Origin of the sequence: Brevundimonas sp. UBA5866, from assembly GCF_002432125.1 — a bacterium.
GTDB lineage: Bacteria > Pseudomonadota > Alphaproteobacteria > Caulobacterales > Caulobacteraceae > Brevundimonas.
The window spans coordinates 17469-34135 of sequence record NZ_DJFS01000099.1 but is presented as its reverse complement, the minus strand read 5'-3'; the positions used below and the strand labels follow the sequence as shown (position 1 = coordinate 34135).

Sequence of the window (16667 nt, the reverse complement as noted above, 5' to 3'; positions counted from 1 at the left end):
AGCTCGACTATGATTGTCGGTTGTGCCGCTATGGCATTGCCGGCCTATGCCCAGAGCGGCAGCAGCAGTCAGTCTGATGAAGTCACCCAAGTCCAGGAAGTCGTGGTTACGGGCTCGCGCATCCGTCGTGATCCGGCTACGGCGCCGACGCCGCTGATCCAGATTTCGAAGGAAGAGCTGATCGAAACGGGTCAGAGCTCGGTCATCGAATACCTGGCCACCATCCCGGCTCTGATGAACTCGCAGGTTCCTTCGGACACCACCGCTGGCGTGCTTAACGCTGGTGGTCTGTCGCTGCCGAACCTTCGCTCGCTTGGCTCGGGCCGTACCCTTTCGCTGGTCAACGGTCGCCGTCACGTGGGTTCGGCCGCTGGCTCGCTGTCGGTTGACTCGGACGTCATTCCGCGCCTGCTGGTCCGCAACATTGAAATCGTTACGGGCGGTGCCTCGTCGGTTTACGGCGCTGACGCTGTTTCCGGCGTTCTGAACTACGTCCTCCGCGACGATTTCGAAGGCATCGAAATCGATGCTCGCGCGGCACAGATCAACCAGGACGGCCAGATGCAGTACCGCATCGCAGGTCTGGTTGGCCGCAACTTCTTCGATGACCGTCTGAACCTCTATGGCTACGCTGAATACGAAAAAGGCGAGCGCCTTGACGCCGAAGACATCGACTGGCTGCGCGACGGTTGGAGCTTCACCGGTAACGATGCCGATCCGACCGCTGCACCGGCAGACGGTGTGTGGGACGCCGTGCTGTATCGTGACGTCCGCACCCTGCAGCTCTTGAAGTGGGGTCAAGTGACCCTGGCCGGTAACTACATCCCGAGCCCGACGAGCAATCCGAACATCGTTCCGACCGCCCAATGTACCACTGGCATTACGCAATCGATGTGCTTTGGCGTCGATCCGACCCGTACCTGGGTCTTTGACGGCCTGAACGCTCGCCTGGCAAACTTCGGCACCTGGGTACAGCAGACCGGTACCAACCGCGTGACCAACGTCGGCGGTGACGGCCTGAACCCGAACACCACCTTCAACGTGGACGCGGTCTATCCGGAAAGCGAACGCCAACTCTACCAAGTTGGCATGAACTTCAAGGTCAACGACTACATCAACATCCACGCCGAGGCTAAGTATCAGGACGAAACCACCGATCTGGCCACGGGTTACGCATTCGCTGACGTCTACATCGCGAACGTCGGCAGCGCGACGGACTCGGCCCAGATCCTCAGCGCGCGTACCTCGGGTCCGTCGGCCTTCCTGACCCGTCTGGACAATGCCTTCCTGCCCGCTAACCTGCGTACGGCGATCCAGAACAACGTGCAGCCGGTCTACTGTCTGACGGTGGCAGGTTGTGCCGGTGGTGTGCCTTATGGTGGTGTCACCAACCCGGCACAGGCTATGCCGTTCGCCCGCTATTCGGCTTGGACCCTGACCCGTCCGCAGCTGAACGAGAAGCAGCTCCAGCGCTATGTGATTTCGGCTGATGGCGAACTGGCCGAGCTCGGCTTTATCAAGAACCTGAACTGGGACATCGGCTATACCTATGGCCGCGTCGACAACAGGAACTACGAACGTTCGGTTGACGGCGAGCGCTTCAGCTATGCCCTGGATTCGGTCGTGGACACCCTGGGCGTGCTGGGTACGCCGGGCAAGATCGTCTGCCGCGTCCAACTGGGAACGGCTAACGGTGGTCTGGTTACGAACCGTAACCCGTTCAACCCGTTGACCGGCCAAGGTGTGGGCCCCGCACGGATCGGCGCTGACGATCCCGATATCCAACAGTGCGTGCCGCTGAACATCTTCGGTGAGGGCAACCAGTCGCAGGAAGCTCTGGACTATGTGCGTTCGGAAATCATCGTCGATCAGATGAACGAACAGCATGATGTCATGGGCGTTGTCTCCGGTCAGCTGTGGGATATGTGGGGCGCAGGCCCTATCGGCTTCGCTCTGGGTGGCGAATGGCGTAAGGAAGTGACCGAGGGTACCGGCCGCGACAAGACCACTGCTGGTCGCTGGCTGCTGTCCAACACTGGTCCGGATTTCCTGCGTCGCGACTACTCGGTGAAGGAAGGCTTTGCTGAAATCAGCATCCCGCTCTTCCGTGAATCCGTTCTGGGTGACTACGCTGAGTTCACTGCCTCGTACCGTTACTCGGACTTTTCGCAGTTCGGTGCGAGCGACGTTTACGGTGTGAACCTAGTCTATCGTCCGATCCCGGATATCGCCGTCAAGACCAGCTTCAACACCTCGGTTCGTGCACCGTCGCTGGGCGAAAACTACTCGCCGGCGACCCAGACTTTCGCTCAACCGACCGATGTCTGCGATTCCCGCCAACTCAACGCCCTGCAAGATCAAGAGCTTAAGACCCGCCGTCTCGCAAACTGCGAACTGCTGGCTCAGAGCATCGGTTTTGCTCCGAACACCTTCAACTTCGCTGATCAGTTCGCAACGAACGCCTATCGTCCGGAATATCCGTCGAGCGTTGCCGGCTTCAACCAAGGTAACCCCGACCTGCAGCCGGAAGAATCGGAATCCTTCACCTTCTCGGTGGTTCTGCAGCCGCGCTTTATCCCGGACTTCCAACTGGTTCTGGACTACTATGAAATCGCGATCGACAACGTGATTGCATCGGTGGCTGTCGGTACCAACGTGGCGCTCTGCGTATCGGGTCCGGTGAACACGCTGGTCGCTCAAAACTGTGACCGCGTGACCCGTTCTCTGGTCAACGATCCTGCAACGCCTCGTGACGACCGCATGGTCATCACCTCGTTCGTGCAGGACTCGCTGAACTACGCCCGTCGTGAAGTGCGCGGTCTGGACTTCACCACTCGCTACCGTTGGGATCTGAGCGATTTCATGGGCCGCGACATGGGTCGTCTGGAGCACTCGCTGAACGGCTCGTGGCTGATCGAACAGAAGAACTTCAACAACATCGACAACCCGGCTGACTTCACGTCTTCGGAAGGTAACGTCTACTATCCGCGTGTCCGTATGTCGTCGAACCTGTCCTGGCGGCCGAACGAGAAGTTCTCGGTCACCTGGACTGCAGACTGGCAATCGGCTCAAGATCTGAACCGTCGTGTCGCAACCGTCACCAACTGGGACAACCGCGAGCCTCGCTATCAGCGTCTCGAGAACTTCATGCGTAACGACCTGACCGTTCGCTATAAGGTCCGTGACGATCTGACCCTGCGCGCCGGTGTCGTGAACATGTTCGATGCCGAGCCGCCGGTTTGGGTTGGTGGTAACATCTACTCCAACCTCGACCCGTTCGGTCGCCGCTTCTCGATCGGCCTGAACTATCAGCGCTAATCGATAAGCTGGAGAGAACTTGGGGCACCCGGTCGAACCGGGTGCCCCTTTTCTTTGCCTAAATGAACTCGGAAAGTTTAGTGCGCCTGATCCCAGTTGGCGGCGGCCTTGGCTTCCACCTCCAGAGGAACGCTGAGGGCGACGACCGGTTCGGCGGCCTTTTCCATCACCGACTTGATGATCTTCAGCGCGCGCTCGGCCTCGGCCTCGGGCGCTTCGAACACCAGTTCGTCGTGCACCTGCAGCAGCATGCGGGTTTTCAGGCCCGCATCCTCAAGCGCCTTGGGCATGCGGATCATGGCACGGCGGATGATGTCGGCGGCGGCACCCTGAATGGGGGCATTGATGGCGGCCCGCTCGCCGAACTGGCGCTCGGCACCCGACTTGGAATGGATGGCCGGAATGTGGATGCGGCGGCCGAAGATGGTCGAGACGTAGCCGTCGCGTTTCACCGCTTCCTTGATGCGGTCCATATAGTCGCGGATGCCGGGGAACCGTTCGAAATAGGTCTTGATATAGGCACCGGCCTCGCCCTGATCGATGCCCAGCTGATTGGCCAGACCGAAGGCCGAGATGCCATAGACGATGCCGAAATTGATCGCCTTGGCGCGGCGGCGCGTCTCGGACGGCATGCCCTCGATCGGCACGCCGAACATCTCCGATGCTGTGGCCGCGTGAATGTCGAGGCCCGCCTTGAACGCCTTTTTCAGTTCTGGAATGTCGCCGATGTGGGCCAGCAGGCGCAGCTCGATCTGGCTGTAGTCGGCGGAAATCAGCACATGGCCGTCTCGCGCAATGAAGGCCTGACGGATTTCGCGTCCCGTCTCGGTGCGGATCGGAATGTTCTGCAGGTTCGGATCGGAGGAGGCGAGGCGCCCTGTCGAGGCGGCGGCCAGCTGATAGCTGGTGTGGACGCGCTCGGTCTTGGTATCCATCGCTTCCAGAAGGGCGTCGGTATAGGTGCTCTTGAGCTTGGACAGCTGGCGCCAGTCCAGGATCAGGCGCGGCAGTTCGTGCGTCAGCGCCAGGTCTTCCAGCACCGAGGCATCGGTCCCCCACTGGCCCGACGCGGTTTTCTTGCCGCCGGGCAGGTTCATATCCCCGAACAGAATCTCGCCGATCTGTTTGGGGCTGCCGATGTTGAAGGGACGGCCCGCAACCTCGTGGGCCTTCTTCTCCAGCTCGTCCATGCGCAGGCCAAAGCTGCTGGACAGACGGCGCAGCAGGGCAGGGTCGATACGGATGCCCGCCAGCTCCATGTCCGACAGGACCGACGGCATCGGGCGCTCCAGCGTCTCATAGACGGTCAGCAGGCCCTGCTCGGCCAGTTGCGGCTTCAGGATTTGCCAAAGGCGCAGGGTCACATCGGCGTCCTCGGCGGCGTATTCGGTCGCCGCCTTCAGCTCGACGTGTTTGAACGACTTCTGGCTCTTGCCTGTACCGGCCACCTGTTTGAACGGGATGCACTCATGGCCCAGCAAGCGCTTTGCCTGTTCGTCCATCCCGTGCGCGTGCAGCCCCCCGCCCAGCACGTATGACAGCAGCATGGTGTCATCGACCGGAGCAACCGTAATGCCCTGATTGGCCATGACGGTGATGTCGTATTTGCCGTTCTGCATCACCTTGAGAACGCTCGGGCTTTCCAGCAGCGGCTTGAGTGCCTTGAGCGCCTCGTCGCGGTTGATCTGAATGACGGGCGCGGCCTCGGACGGCTCGTCGCCGAACAGTCCGCCGCCGGTTGCCGAGGGCTCGTTCTTGTGGGCCAGCGGTACATAGCAGGCCTGGTTGGGGCCTATGGCCAGGGACAGACCGACAAGTTCGCCATGCGTCGAGGACAGGCGATCCGTCTCGGTGTCAAAGCCGATGACGCCCACTGACTGCGCGCGGGAAATCCATGCCTGCAGTGCCTCGATGGTGGTCACGCACTCATAGGCGCTGCGGTCAAAAGTCTGAGCTTCGGCGGCGGTCACGCTGGCATCGCCATAGCGCGGGGTGGCGACCGGTGCTGCCATCGGCGCAGCGCGTTTGGGCGCAAAGGCCGAGCTACCGTTGTCGGTCGTCTTGCCGTCACCGACGCGGCGCAGCAGCGAGCGGAACTCCATCTCTTCGAGGAAAGCCCCCAGCACGGCGGGGTCTGGATCGCGCAGCGCAAAATCCTCGACCGGTTCCGGTATGGGCGCATCGCACGTCAGCTTCACCAGTTCGCGCGACATGCGGATCTGGTCGGCGAAATTGATCAGGGTCTCGCGGCGCTTGGGCTGTTTGATCTCGCCCGCACGCGCCAACAGGGTGTCGAGATCGCCGTATTCGGTGATCAACTGGGCAGCAGTCTTTGGGCCGATGCCGGGAGCACCCGGAACATTGTCGACGCTGTCGCCGATCAGGGCCTGAACCTCGACCACCTTGTCAGGGGTGACGCCGAACTTTTCCAAGACTGCGTCTTCGGCCAGCACGCGGTCCTTCATCGGGTCCCACATGACCACGCCGTCACCGATCAGCTGCATCAGGTCCTTGTCGGACGACACGATCACGGCCTCGCCGCCCGCATCGCGGACCTTGCAGGCATAGGTGGCGATCAGGTCGTCGGCCTCATAGCCCGCCAGTTCGACACACGGCACGCCAAAGGCCTTGGTTGCTTCGCGCACCAGCGGGAACTGAGGCACCAGATCCTCGGGCGCGGGCGGGCGGTGGGCCTTATAGCCATCGTAGAGGTCGTTGCGGAACGTCTTTTCCGAATGGTCAAAAATGGCGACCAGGTGCGTCGGGCCGTCCTCGCCCTTGGTGTCCTTCAACAGCTTCCACAGCATGTTGCAGTAGCCCTGCACCGCGCCCACCGGCAGGCCGTCCGACTTGCGGGTCAGCGGCGGCAGGGCGTGATAGGCCCGGAAAATATAGGCCGAGGCATCGATCATCCAAAGCCGCACGGGCTTGTTGTCGGTTGTGGCGGGGGTGTCGGTGGTCGCTTCGGTCATAGGGGCACAATAGGGGGCGGCGGGGCCGCCGTCATCACGGCAAAAAACAAAACCCCGTCCGGTCGGCTGACGGGACGGGGTTTGCGGAAATCGGGGGAGGGGCCGCTATCAGAGCGGGGACCAGCCACCCGGCGTTTCATAGACGGTATCGTCTTCCTCTTCGGCGACCACATCGCGGTCACCGCGCAGCTTGCGCACCTCGGCATAGGCCGCGCGCAGCAGTTCGGTCACGCCTTCGCCCGACACGCCCGATACCAGCAGCGGACGGCGTCCGGCCACGGCTTCGAGGGCGTCGGCCTTTTCGTTGCGCTCTTCCTCGGTGAGGGAGTCGATCTTGTTCAGCGCAAGGATTTCGGCCTTGTCCGCTAGACCGTCGCCATAGGCTTCCAGCTCGCCACGGATGATGTTGTAGGCACCCACCACATCTTCCTGCGTGCCGTCGATCAGGTGGATCAGGCTGGCCGAGCGTTCGACGTGGCCGAGGAAGCGCGTCCCCAGGCCCGCACCCTCGCTGGCCCCTTCGATCAGGCCAGGGATGTCGGCGATGACGAAACGCTCGGTTGGCGACAGGTCCACCACGCCGAGGTTCGGCACCAGCGTCGTGAACGGATAGTCCGCAACCTTGGGCTTGGCCGACGACACGGCCGACAGGAAGGTAGACTTGCCCGCGTTCGGGAGGCCCGCCAGACCGATGTCGGCGATCAGCTTCAGACGCAGCCAGACCCACATTTCCTGACCCGGTTGGCCGGGGTTGGCGTGGGTCGGAGCCTGATTGACCGGCCCCTTGAAGCGGGTGTTGCCCCAGCCGCCGTTACCGCCCGCCAGCAGGCGATAGCGTTTGCCCGCCTTGTCCATGTCGACAATGACGGTTTCCTTGTCTTCCGACAGGACCTGGGTGCCGACCGGAACGCGCAGTTCAATGTCCGCGCCCTTACCGCCGTGCATCTGGCGGCCTTGGCCGTGATGGCCCGTCTGGGCTTTGAAATGCTGTTGGTAGCGGTAGTCGATCAGGGTGTTCAGGCCGTCCACGGCCTCGATCCAGACATCGCCACCACGACCGCCATCGCCGCCGTCGGGACCGCCGTTGGGAATGAATTTCTCGCGTCGGAAGGACACGGAGCCTGCGCCGCCGTTGCCCGAGCGAATGTAGATTTTGGCCTGATCGAGGAACTTCATGCGCGCCTTATGGCCGATCTTGGTGGCTTTTTACAGGTCAGTGCCGCTTGAAGCGCAAAACGGAAAGCGAAAAGGGCCCTTTCCAACAGGAAAGAGCCCTCGAACAAAGCTTACTGAAAGCTACTGTACTTAGTTCTTGGCGTCGCGAGCAGCGCCCTCAACAGCCGAACCAGCGGCTTGGGTGTCACGACCAAGGCCTTGGATGGTGTTGCAAGCCGAGGTGGCCAGGGCGGCGGCGACGACGGTCAGCACGATCAGTTTACGCATAGCGTTATCCTTTAGTCCGTTCGAGAGAGAGGGCGGCATGAGCCTTGCGATCAGAACGTGACGGGACGTGACTGGTTCCGAATACTTTGCTGCGGTCAGTGAATCTGCTCGACAGGATGGTCGGGTGCGCGCGGTGTCTCGAACACCAGGGTTGCCAATGTGCCGCCGGCGGGAGCCTGTGTCGTTGTGACCGTACCGCGAAGCTGTTTGGCAAAGGCGGTCATCAGGGTCAGTCCCACGCCGGTGCTGGCTTCACCCATGCCCGGCCCGTCGTCTTCGACTTCCAGGGTGCTGGTTTCCCCATCGACACGGAACCTCACCTTCAACTCGCCGCCACGCCCGGCAAAGGCGTGTTTTTGCGCATTGGATATTGCCTCGACCAGCCAGAGCGCCATCGGAGCCAGTTTTTCCGGATCGATGTTGAGCGGATCGGACTGGATCGAGCTTTTCACCACAGGGCCGCGCAGGGATTCCGATGCCACCAGATGCCCGACCAGCTCGCTCAGGAACACCTCGGCTTCGGCGTGGCGTACATCCTCGCCCTGATACAGGGTACGATAAATGAGGGCGAGGGCGGAAATCCGTTGCCGTGTATCGCCCAGGGCGGCGCGGGCGGCAGGGTCGTCCACGGCGCGTTGCTGCATGGACAGAAGAGACGAGATGATCTGCAGATTATTTTTTACGCGGTGGTGGATTTCGCGCAGCAGGGCATCTTTCTCGTGCAGGGCCTCGGTCAGGGCCGCATCCCGTCTGGCGATATTGTCGGCCAGTTCATCCATAGTCTCGGCCAGATGGCGTATCTCCAGCGGAGAATTCTCGGCCTGTACCGGACGGATCGAATAGCGCCCCCGCGCGTAGATGGCGGCGATCCTGTCCAGATAGTCGAGCCAGCGGATGATGATCCGCTCCGATGCCAGCATCACGGCGGCAAATGCCGTCAGCCACGCTGCCAGCGGCAGGGCCAGAAAACGTATGGGATTGTTGCGCGCCCAGAACCACGGCGATGCGGACGGTGCCGCAATAACCGCATAGACGTTCTGGTCCTTGAGTTTGGATGCCGCATAGAGGCGGTTCACGCCGTCCGCGCCTCTGGCCTTTAGAATTTCGCCCTGATTTTCGGACTGGGTCGGCAGCCATTTACGAAGGTGCGCGGCCTCGTCGCCAAAGCCCAGATTGGCCGTCGGGGTCAAAGCCCGTCCGTTGATATCGAATAGTCCCATCAGGCTGTTGGGCGGCAGATAGGGGTCGTCTTCCGGATTGGTGAGGATGGAAGTCGGAATGGTCGCGATCAGCACGCCGTCGAATCCGCCCAGCGGACGTGTGGCGCGCTGGGCCAGAACCAGCCGGCTTTGCGGCCCGACACCGTCCAGCGCGATGATCCGGTTCGTCTCGCCCTTTTCCAGGGATTTGAACCACCAGCTGTCCTTGATGTCTTCGACGACCCACGCGCCCCCGCTTTCAGAGGAGCATAGGGTGGAGCCGTCGGCACCGAACCTGTAGAGATCCTGGACATCGTCAACGGCGCGCGCAATGCCGTTCAGCCTTGCATTGCAGTCAAAGCTCTTGCCTTCGGGGGCCAGAATACCCAGCAGCACGCTGACACGATCAAAGGTCGATTCCGCATCACGTACACTGTTTTCAGCTGCGAGACGCAGGTCCACCTGCAGGTTGGAGATCTGCTGCTGATATTCGCTGCGTACCTGAAACAGGCCCAGCACCATAAACGGCAGCAGGGCCACGGCCATCGCCAGACCCAGGCGCGCGCGAATGCCTTCGATCCGCCTGCGCCGTCTCCGGTCAGAAGGTTTGCCGAACAATTTCCGCAGGAGCTGCGGCACTCGCTAGTCTCTCGTGGTGCCGCTTAGCCGGTCGGCGTCCGCGAGGATGGACCTCATCGCGTCACCGGCCGCCTTTCCGTCACGCGCGTAGCCACCACGCTCGAGCGCGGCTTGCAGGGCCTTGCGTGCGCGCGACACGCGGCTTTTGACTGTTCCGACCGCGCATTGGCAGATTTCGGCAGCTTCCTCGTAGGCAAAGCCACCGGCACCGACCAGAATAAGAGCTTCACGCTGTTCTTCCGGAAGGGTTTGCAAAGCCTGTCGCAGCTCGTCCAGCGCGACCGGAGCTTCCGGGTCATCGACAGCAATAAGGGTTCGCTCTGCGGCTTCCTGGTCCAACTGGGTCGAGCGCCACGAGCGGCGCTTTTCGGAATAGAACTGGTTGCGCAGGATCATGAAGGTCCAGGCCTTCATATTGGTGCCCATCTGATAGGACGCGCGGGCGTCCCATGCCTTCATCATGGCTTCCTGGGCGAGATCGTCGGCCGCAGTCGGGTCGCCGGTCAGGGTACGCGCAAAGGCGCGGATATGCGGGATGAGGCCGACAAGTTCTTTCTTGAAGCCTTCGTCATCCGATGAGGGCGGCTTGGGAGCCGCGCCGGTTGATGTCATGCCCCACCTGTGTTGTCGCGTTGGTCCGCCCGCTTGAGGATGGCTAGAAACTCATCCGGTACGGGTTCGTTGACGACTTCGTCGAAGAGGTGACGAAGTTTTACGCCAATGGCCTGCTGCCTCAGTCTCGCTTCATCGAGATCAAGGTCATCAGCTTCGTCGGCTTGGCTCAGAAGTTGAGATTTTTCAGTCATTAACTCTCGGACCGTCCCCCGCTCCGGTACCATTGTGACCGGACACGTATGTGTGCTTAACGCCGTAACAGGCTCTACTGTTCCGGCAGGTTAGCGGAAATATGTAAAACGGTCGGTAAAGGTTGGAACTGCGGCCAAGGTTCTTCGTTAAACCTTTCCGTCGTATGGGTGAATAGTCACTCCACGACATCGGGGAATCCAGAATGAGCCTTCTGGCAAGACTTGCGCCGCACCTTCCTTATGTTCGGCGTTTCGCACGTGCTTTGACCGGTGATCAGTCCACCGGAGACCATTATGTTCGCGTTGCTCTTGAGGCTTTGGCCGCTGGCGAGCGCCAGTTGCCGGCCGACATGACGCCGCGCGTGGCGCTTTATCATATTTTCCATGCCATCTGGTCGTCCTCGGGTGCCCAGTTGGAAGATCAGTCGGGTGCAGACGGCAACTCTGCCGAGGACAATGCCTCGCGCCGTCTGATGAAGATCTCGCCGGCCTCGCGTCAGGCCTTCCTGCTGACCTCTCTGGAAGGGTTCACCCCTTCCGAAGCGGCGCAGATCCTTGACGTCGATGTATCGGCAGTCGAGCGCCTGATCGCCAAGGCACAGTCCGACATCGACGCCGAACTGGCCACCGATGTTCTGATCATCGAGGACGAAGCGATCATCGCCGCCGACATCGAAAGCCTGGTTCGCGAACTGGGCCACAATGTCTCGGGTACGGCCGCCACCCACACCGAGGCCGTCGAGGCTGTGCGCCAGCGCCGCCCGGGTCTGGTACTGGCCGATATCCAACTGGCCGATGGTTCTTCGGGTATCGATGCGGTGAAGGAAATCCTCCAGAACATCGATGTGCCGGTGATCTTCATCACGGCCTTCCCGGAACGCCTGCTTACGGGCGAGCGTCCCGAGCCCACATTCCTGATCACCAAGCCGTTCCAGCCGGAAACGGTCAAGGCCGCCATCAGCCAGGCCCTGTTCTTCCACCCGGCCCAGCGCAGCTAGTTGTAAGCGTTTTCCATCGACGGAACCGGACCTGTTCGGCTAACGTTGGGATGTTGTGTTGCCGGGCTGTGCAAACCGTCCGGCAATGCACCTCATTTCTCGATGATGCGACTTATCGGGCGGCCGCGAGGTCGCCCTTCTTTTTGCGCTCTCCACCAGAACATGTCAGGACTTTGCAGGCGCGGGCCTGAGGGGCGGATCATGGACGAAATTCTGAGCATTACCTTCGAGCAGATCGAGATCGGCCAAGTGATGTCGACCGGCGTCATCGCCGTCGATCAGGCGTCGCTGGAGGTATTTGTCGAACGCTTCCTGCCCGGTTGGGACGAAGGCTATGGTGCCCCCGATGCAATGGTCTACGCCATATGGAGCCGGCTCAGCCATGACGTCTGCAACCGCTGGGCGGGTTTCAAACTGCTGGCGGTGGATGGTATCCGCTATCTGCGCAATCCCCCCGCAGGCGAACTGCTGAGGGGGCGTATCACCATTATGGGCAAGGATCCGGTGGGCGATGCCAAGGGTGTCGTCATTGCCCAGCAGGATCTGCTCGATGAAGCGGGCAGACTGGTCTTTTCCTGCCTGACCCGCGCTCTGGTAACGCGCCAATGAAAAACGCCCCGCAGTGTCCTGCGGGGCGTCTTCCTATCCGGCTTTTGCGGATCAGGCGTTGGCAGCGGCCTGACGGGTCAGGGCCAGGGCGATAAGACGGTCCCAACCAGCCAGCGACACCAGATGGGCATAGATCTGGCCCAGGGCACCGTTGTCGCGCAGCTCGGCCAGCTTCTCGGCCGGCAGGGCCTTCAGCTTGTCTTCCGAAACGGCGAAATATTCGGCCAGCTTCTGCGGAGCGGCAGGCGTGCCGTCCGGATTGCGCGGGGTGAAGGTCGCTTCCTTCACTTCGAACAGGTCCAGTTCGTTCAGCAGTTGCACGAACGACTCGGTGCGCACGCGCTCCTGTTCGAAATTGTTGCAGAACTCCATCGCGTTCTTGACGTAGGCGCTCGGCTCGTTGCCTTCGAACAGCGGGGTTTCGCCGCCTTCGACGAAGTACGGTGCAGCGCGGTCGATGCACAGGATCATGCGCTGTTGCGAATCGTCGTTGGCGAAGACGAACGGATAGCGACGGGCATAGGCCGGAATATAGGCGTCTGCGCGGAACTCGCCGTCGGTGACAAACAGGTTGTCATTGACGTTCAGGCCCATAGCCACGACCGGCTGCTTGTTCTCGCCGACGAAGATCACCGGATACGACAGGGCGGCCGGTGCGAACTCGGTCACGGTCAGCGGAACGATGTTGGTCTGGCCGATGAAGGCATACGGCTTTTCAACCGGCTGGACGCCCAGCTTGCCGTGGGCTTCGACCGACAGCGGCTCCGGTTGCGAGTAGAAAAGGACGTTGCCGGTCAGGTTGCCGGCGTTTTGAGCAGTGGTGTCGGTCATAGAAACTTTTTGATGTTCTGGACTGAAAGGAGGCGCGTTCTAGCCCAATGCAGGGCGATCGGCAAACGAGCAGGGGTATTTGTGAACCACGTTTTATGTGCTTCGACTAGCCCCGCCTTCATTACGGTTGCGACAAGCTCTCCGAAACCCTAGCTCTTGTGTCATGAACCTGCCCTGCCAACACGACCATCTCGATAACGCCCGGAGGCCGGGTGAAGTCGCGCGCATCCTTGATGGCGTGGAGGCGTCCTGCATCGCCGAGGGCGAGCGTATGACGGCCCCGCGCCGCCGGGTGCTGGAACTGCTGCTGACCGCCGGAGAGCCGGTAAAGGCCTATGATCTGATCGCCCGCTATGGCCTGAACGGCGAGGCGGCCAAACCCCCGACCGTCTATCGCGCGCTCGAGTTTCTGGAACGGCGTGGTGTGGTTCACCGCATTGCCTCCATCAGTGCCTATGTCGCCTGCTCGGCGCACGATGACGATCTGCGCGCCCATGCCGCGGCGTTTTTGATCTGCGACTGCTGCGGTTCGACGGCAGAGGTGGCTGTTCCGCTCAGCGAGCTGGGTCTGGGGGCTGCGGCCAAGGCTGCGGGTTACGACATCCAGCACACCACGATCGAGGGCCACGGCCGGTGCGCCCAATGCCGGACCACCGGCTGATGGCCGAATACGCGGCACCGCGCCGTCTGACCGTTCCCATAAGCAACCGCTATGGTGAGGGGGATATGGCGGTTCTGGACTTCGGCCCACCGGATCGCCCCATCGATCTCGTATTTGCCCATGCCAATGGCTTTAACGCCTACACCTATCGGTCGCTTCTGGCACCATTGGCGAAACACCTTAGAATCTGGGCTCCGGACCTGCGGGGGCATGGCCGCACAACCCTGCCTACAGACATTCAGAACCGCCGCAACTGGCATGACCACCGCGAGGACCTGATCGCCCTGATCGAGGCGATAGACCGCCCCGGGCTGTTGCTTGCCGGACATTCGATCGGCGGGGTTTCCAGCTTGCTGGCGGCATCGCGCGTGCCCGAGCGGGTGTCGAGCCTTCTGTTGCTCGATCCGGTGATCTGGCCAAAGACGACTGTCGCGGCTTTCCAGATGCCGGTTTTCGACAAACTGCCGTCGCACAGCCCGATTGTCCGATCGACCCTGCGACGTCGCAGCGTTTTCGACAGCCGCGATCAGGCGTTTGAATCGTGGAAGGGACGGGGAGCCTTCAAAGGCTGGCCCGACGAAGTTTTGCACGACTATCTGGTGGATGGTCTGGTGGAGACACCGGAGGGTCTGCGTCTGGCCTGTTCCCCCGAATGGGAGGCTTCAAACTATTCGGCGCAATCGCATAATCCGTGGCAGGCACTGCGTCGTTTCGAAGGCCCCGTACGCATCCTGCGCGCCGAGTACGGCAGCCTGTGTGCGGTGATGCGTGGGCGCGGCAATGTCCGTGTCGAAACGGTCAAGGGGGGCGGTCACCTGTTCCCCATGACCCACCCGCAGGTCGTGCGCAAAGCCCTGACCGATATGGTGTTCTGCCGTGTGGACTAACCGTATCGCGCTTGCGCTGGCGGCGGGCCTGGGGCTGGGCCTGCTCATGGCGGGCATCGTCATCATCGTCTGGTGGAATGTCTCTGCCCGTCAGCAGCCGGTACAGGTGGTGGCAAAGGCCGCCTCGTTGGAAACCCTGCTTGAAGGGGCACCCTATATCGCGCTCAACGAAGGCGACCGTCCGGTCTATGTGATCGCCCCACGCGCTTCACCGGGGCTGGAGACATGGCTTTCAACCGATGCCGCCGAACTGGCCGCGCAGGGACGCCAGGTGCGGGTCATCATGGTACCGTCCGGTCATGGCGGCGGTTCGGAAGAGGCCACGGTTGCAGAGTTGTGGCTGAACCGGGATATCGACCTTCTGGAAGAATGGATGTCGATGCGTGCCGAGCACTGGACCGCCATCGGTATAGCGCCTTCCAATGCGACGCCCGAACGTCTGGCCGTGCTGGCCGAGGCCAGGGCCTTTGCGCAGGGCGTGATGCAGGCCGTGGGGCGGGGCAGGGATGACAATCGCTGGCCGGTCATCGTCTGGCGTGATGGAGCGAACCAGCTTGCGGCGTGTCTGTGCCAGACGCCTTCGGCGGTGAACGAGGCCCGCTATGCGCTGCGACTGTCCGGCGATTATGGCCCGCCCGTTGCCGAGCCCGCTCTATCGGAGCCGCTGGAGCCGCCCTACGATCAAGCGCCCTATGAAGAACCGTATGAGGATTCCTATCCGCGTCTGAACTACGGTGATCGCCCCGCCTATGAAGACGGGCGCGAGGAATATGACGACGAGGATCGATACAACTATCGCACCCCGTCACCGGCTCTACCGGGTGATACCCACGAAGAGGTGGTGCGTCCGCCGGCACCTGCGCGTTCGACAGCCCGTCCGGTACCGGCGCAGCCGCAGACGGCACCGAGCCGTCCGCGACCTGCGCCCCGCGAGCTGAACACAGCCCCGCCCAAGGCCGAGAAAGACGCCGAGTCCCTCTTTTACTGATCAGAGCTGATGGCAGGCCTGTATCAGGCGTTCGACATCGTCCTGATCCTGATAGGGGCCAAATCCGAAACGGATCACGTCGTCCCGCACATCGGTGATGATGTTCTGTTCGATCAGGCGGCTGCGGACGTCGGCGGCCTTGGGATGCTGGATGGCCAGGAAGCGCGCGCGCGGACCATCGCCCTCGACCGGATTGAGCCAGTCGGCCTGTCCCAGTACCGTCTCGGTATCGCCGCGCATGGCCTGTTGGAACCGCTGCATCAGGTCGCGTGAATGGGCCGCCAGATCGCCCACGCCCAGGCCTTCCTCGCCCAGCATCTCCTGCACGGCGTTGAAGCGATAAAGCGCACTGGCGTCAAAAGTCGCGCCCCAGAAACGCCCGCCGTCGGTGCGGTATCCGACACCGCCGGGCGGCCCTTCCAGATCGCCAAACTCGGCAAACCAGCCCGTGACCACTGGGCGCGAGCCGAACCCCTGCGGAGCATGCAGGAAACAGGCCCCTTCGCCCGCCATCGCATATTTGTAGCCGCCCGCCAGATAGAAGACCCGGTCGCCAATAGCCGACAGGTCTGTCGGTGTGGCCATGAAGCCGTGATAGCCGTCAATGACGACCCAGGGCCCTTCGGGTTTCGACAGCGCCGCCAGCGGGGCCAGATTTCCGCTGACCTGACCTGTGCGGAAAAAGACCTGACTGACAAAGATCAGATCATGCCCGCCCGCGGTTGCCGCCTGCAGGAAGCGCTCTTCGAAGGTTTCAATAGGCGTGAGGGGAATGCGTGTGACGACAGCATCACCGGCCTCTTCCCAGCGTTCGGCCTGACGGCGGAAGGAGTGGAACTCGCCATCTGTCGACAGGATTCGCACGGGCTTGCCGTCTACCGCCGAGACCACCCGCAGAAGCAGGTCATGGGTGTTGGGCGAAAAGACGATGCTGTCACCGGATGGCAGGCCTAGCTGGCGGGCCACATGGTTTTGCGCGGCCGGTATGACCTCGCCGAACACCAGGTCCCACTTTCGGTCGGCATAGTGGTTAGCCTCGGCCCACGCCCGTACCTGAGCGTCGAAGGTTACGTCCGGCCACAGATGGTGGCTGTGGGCCGCGAAATGCAGCCGTTGCGGATCAAGCGAGAGGGCGCGGGTAAAACGGTGCTTCAACATGGCACCACCTTACCGCGATACTCGAACCGTCCAACAGAAAAGGGCGATGTCCAAGCACCGCCCTCAACCTAAGTAGATTTTTGCCGCTCAAGCAGCGACCGACCGCGTCGGTCGCGTTAGCGGCGGCGGGCAAAGCCCGCCACGCGTTAAGGCGCGGG

Annotated in this window: 14 protein-coding genes; 6 read left to right on the top strand and 8 right to left on the bottom strand. The window is 61.9% G+C overall.

The window, feature by feature from the left end:
• The first annotated feature begins 9 nt into the window (after positions 1–9).
• Positions 10–3318 carry a TonB-dependent receptor domain-containing protein gene (locus tag B3H86_RS13360; RefSeq protein WP_292054745.1) on the top strand — a complete coding sequence of 1103 codons (3309 nt, stop codon included), beginning with the start codon at positions 10–12 and terminating at the stop codon, positions 3316–3318.
• A 77-nt stretch (positions 3319–3395) separates the two neighbouring features.
• Here the strand turns inward: B3H86_RS13360 and polA are convergent, their stop codons facing one another.
• The 6 genes from polA to B3H86_RS13330 form a co-directional block, all read right to left on the bottom strand.
• On the bottom strand, positions 3396–6290 hold the full coding sequence (gene polA, locus B3H86_RS13355; RefSeq protein ID WP_292054742.1) for a DNA polymerase I: 2895 nt from the start codon (positions 6288–6290) through the stop codon (positions 3396–3398).
• Between the two features lie 108 nt (positions 6291–6398).
• A complete protein-coding gene (obgE, locus tag B3H86_RS13350; RefSeq protein ID WP_292054739.1) occupies positions 6399–7466 on the bottom strand; it encodes a GTPase ObgE in 1068 nt (355 codons plus the stop codon).
• 129 nt (positions 7467–7595) lie between these two features.
• Positions 7596–7733 carry an entericidin A/B family lipoprotein gene (locus tag B3H86_RS13345; RefSeq protein WP_292054737.1) on the bottom strand — a complete coding sequence of 46 codons (138 nt, stop codon included), beginning with the start codon at positions 7731–7733 and terminating at the stop codon, positions 7596–7598.
• Between the two features lie 95 nt (positions 7734–7828).
• A complete protein-coding gene (locus tag B3H86_RS13340; protein ID WP_292054735.1) occupies positions 7829–9550 on the bottom strand; it encodes a sensor histidine kinase in 1722 nt (573 codons plus the stop codon).
• A 24-nt stretch (positions 9551–9574) separates the two neighbouring features.
• Positions 9575–10183, bottom strand: a complete 609-nt coding sequence (locus B3H86_RS13335) for a sigma-70 family RNA polymerase sigma factor (protein ID WP_292054732.1) — start codon at positions 10181–10183, stop codon at positions 9575–9577.
• Positions 10180–10377, bottom strand: coding sequence for a NepR family anti-sigma factor (locus B3H86_RS13330; RefSeq protein WP_292054729.1), 198 nt, complete (start codon positions 10375–10377; stop codon positions 10180–10182). The genes B3H86_RS13335 and B3H86_RS13330 overlap by 4 nt, the downstream gene beginning before the upstream one ends.
• Before the next feature lie 203 nt (positions 10378–10580).
• Here B3H86_RS13330 and B3H86_RS13325 point away from each other — a divergent pair, with 203 nt between their 5' ends.
• The gene (locus B3H86_RS13325; protein ID WP_292054726.1) at positions 10581–11375 is read left to right on the top strand and encodes a response regulator; all 795 of its coding nucleotides are present in this window, start codon (positions 10581–10583) and stop codon (positions 11373–11375) included.
• 201 nt (positions 11376–11576) lie between these two features.
• On the top strand, positions 11577–11984 hold the full coding sequence (locus B3H86_RS13320) for an acyl dehydratase (protein ID WP_292054723.1): 408 nt from the start codon (positions 11577–11579) through the stop codon (positions 11982–11984).
• A gap of 51 nt (positions 11985–12035) precedes the next feature.
• On the opposite strand, the gene B3H86_RS13315 is transcribed toward B3H86_RS13320, so the two are convergent.
• Complete coding sequence (locus B3H86_RS13315; RefSeq protein ID WP_292054720.1) at positions 12036–12815, bottom strand: SapC family protein; 780 nt, start codon at positions 12813–12815, stop codon at positions 12036–12038.
• Positions 12816–12978: 163 nt separating this feature from the next.
• On the opposite strand from B3H86_RS13315, the gene B3H86_RS13310 reads away from it, so the two are divergent.
• The 3 genes from B3H86_RS13310 to B3H86_RS13300 are packed head-to-tail and all read left to right on the top strand — an operon-like array spanning position 12979 to position 15351.
• On the top strand, positions 12979–13476 hold the full coding sequence (locus B3H86_RS13310; RefSeq protein ID WP_292054717.1) for a Fur family transcriptional regulator: 498 nt from the start codon (positions 12979–12981) through the stop codon (positions 13474–13476).
• Complete coding sequence (locus B3H86_RS13305; protein WP_292054715.1) at positions 13458–14363, top strand: alpha/beta fold hydrolase; 906 nt, start codon at positions 13458–13460, stop codon at positions 14361–14363. The genes B3H86_RS13310 and B3H86_RS13305 overlap by 19 nt, the downstream gene beginning before the upstream one ends.
• Entirely contained in the window at positions 14353–15351 is a 999-nt protein-coding gene (locus B3H86_RS13300; RefSeq protein WP_292054712.1) for a hypothetical protein, read from the top strand. Before B3H86_RS13305 ends, B3H86_RS13300 begins: the two co-directional genes overlap by 11 nt.
• On the opposite strand, the gene B3H86_RS13295 is transcribed toward B3H86_RS13300, so the two are convergent.
• Entirely contained in the window at positions 15352–16509 is a 1158-nt protein-coding gene (locus tag B3H86_RS13295) for an aminotransferase class V-fold PLP-dependent enzyme (protein ID WP_292054710.1), read from the bottom strand. It abuts the gene before it with no gap.
• Between the last annotated feature and the right edge of the window lie 158 nt (positions 16510–16667).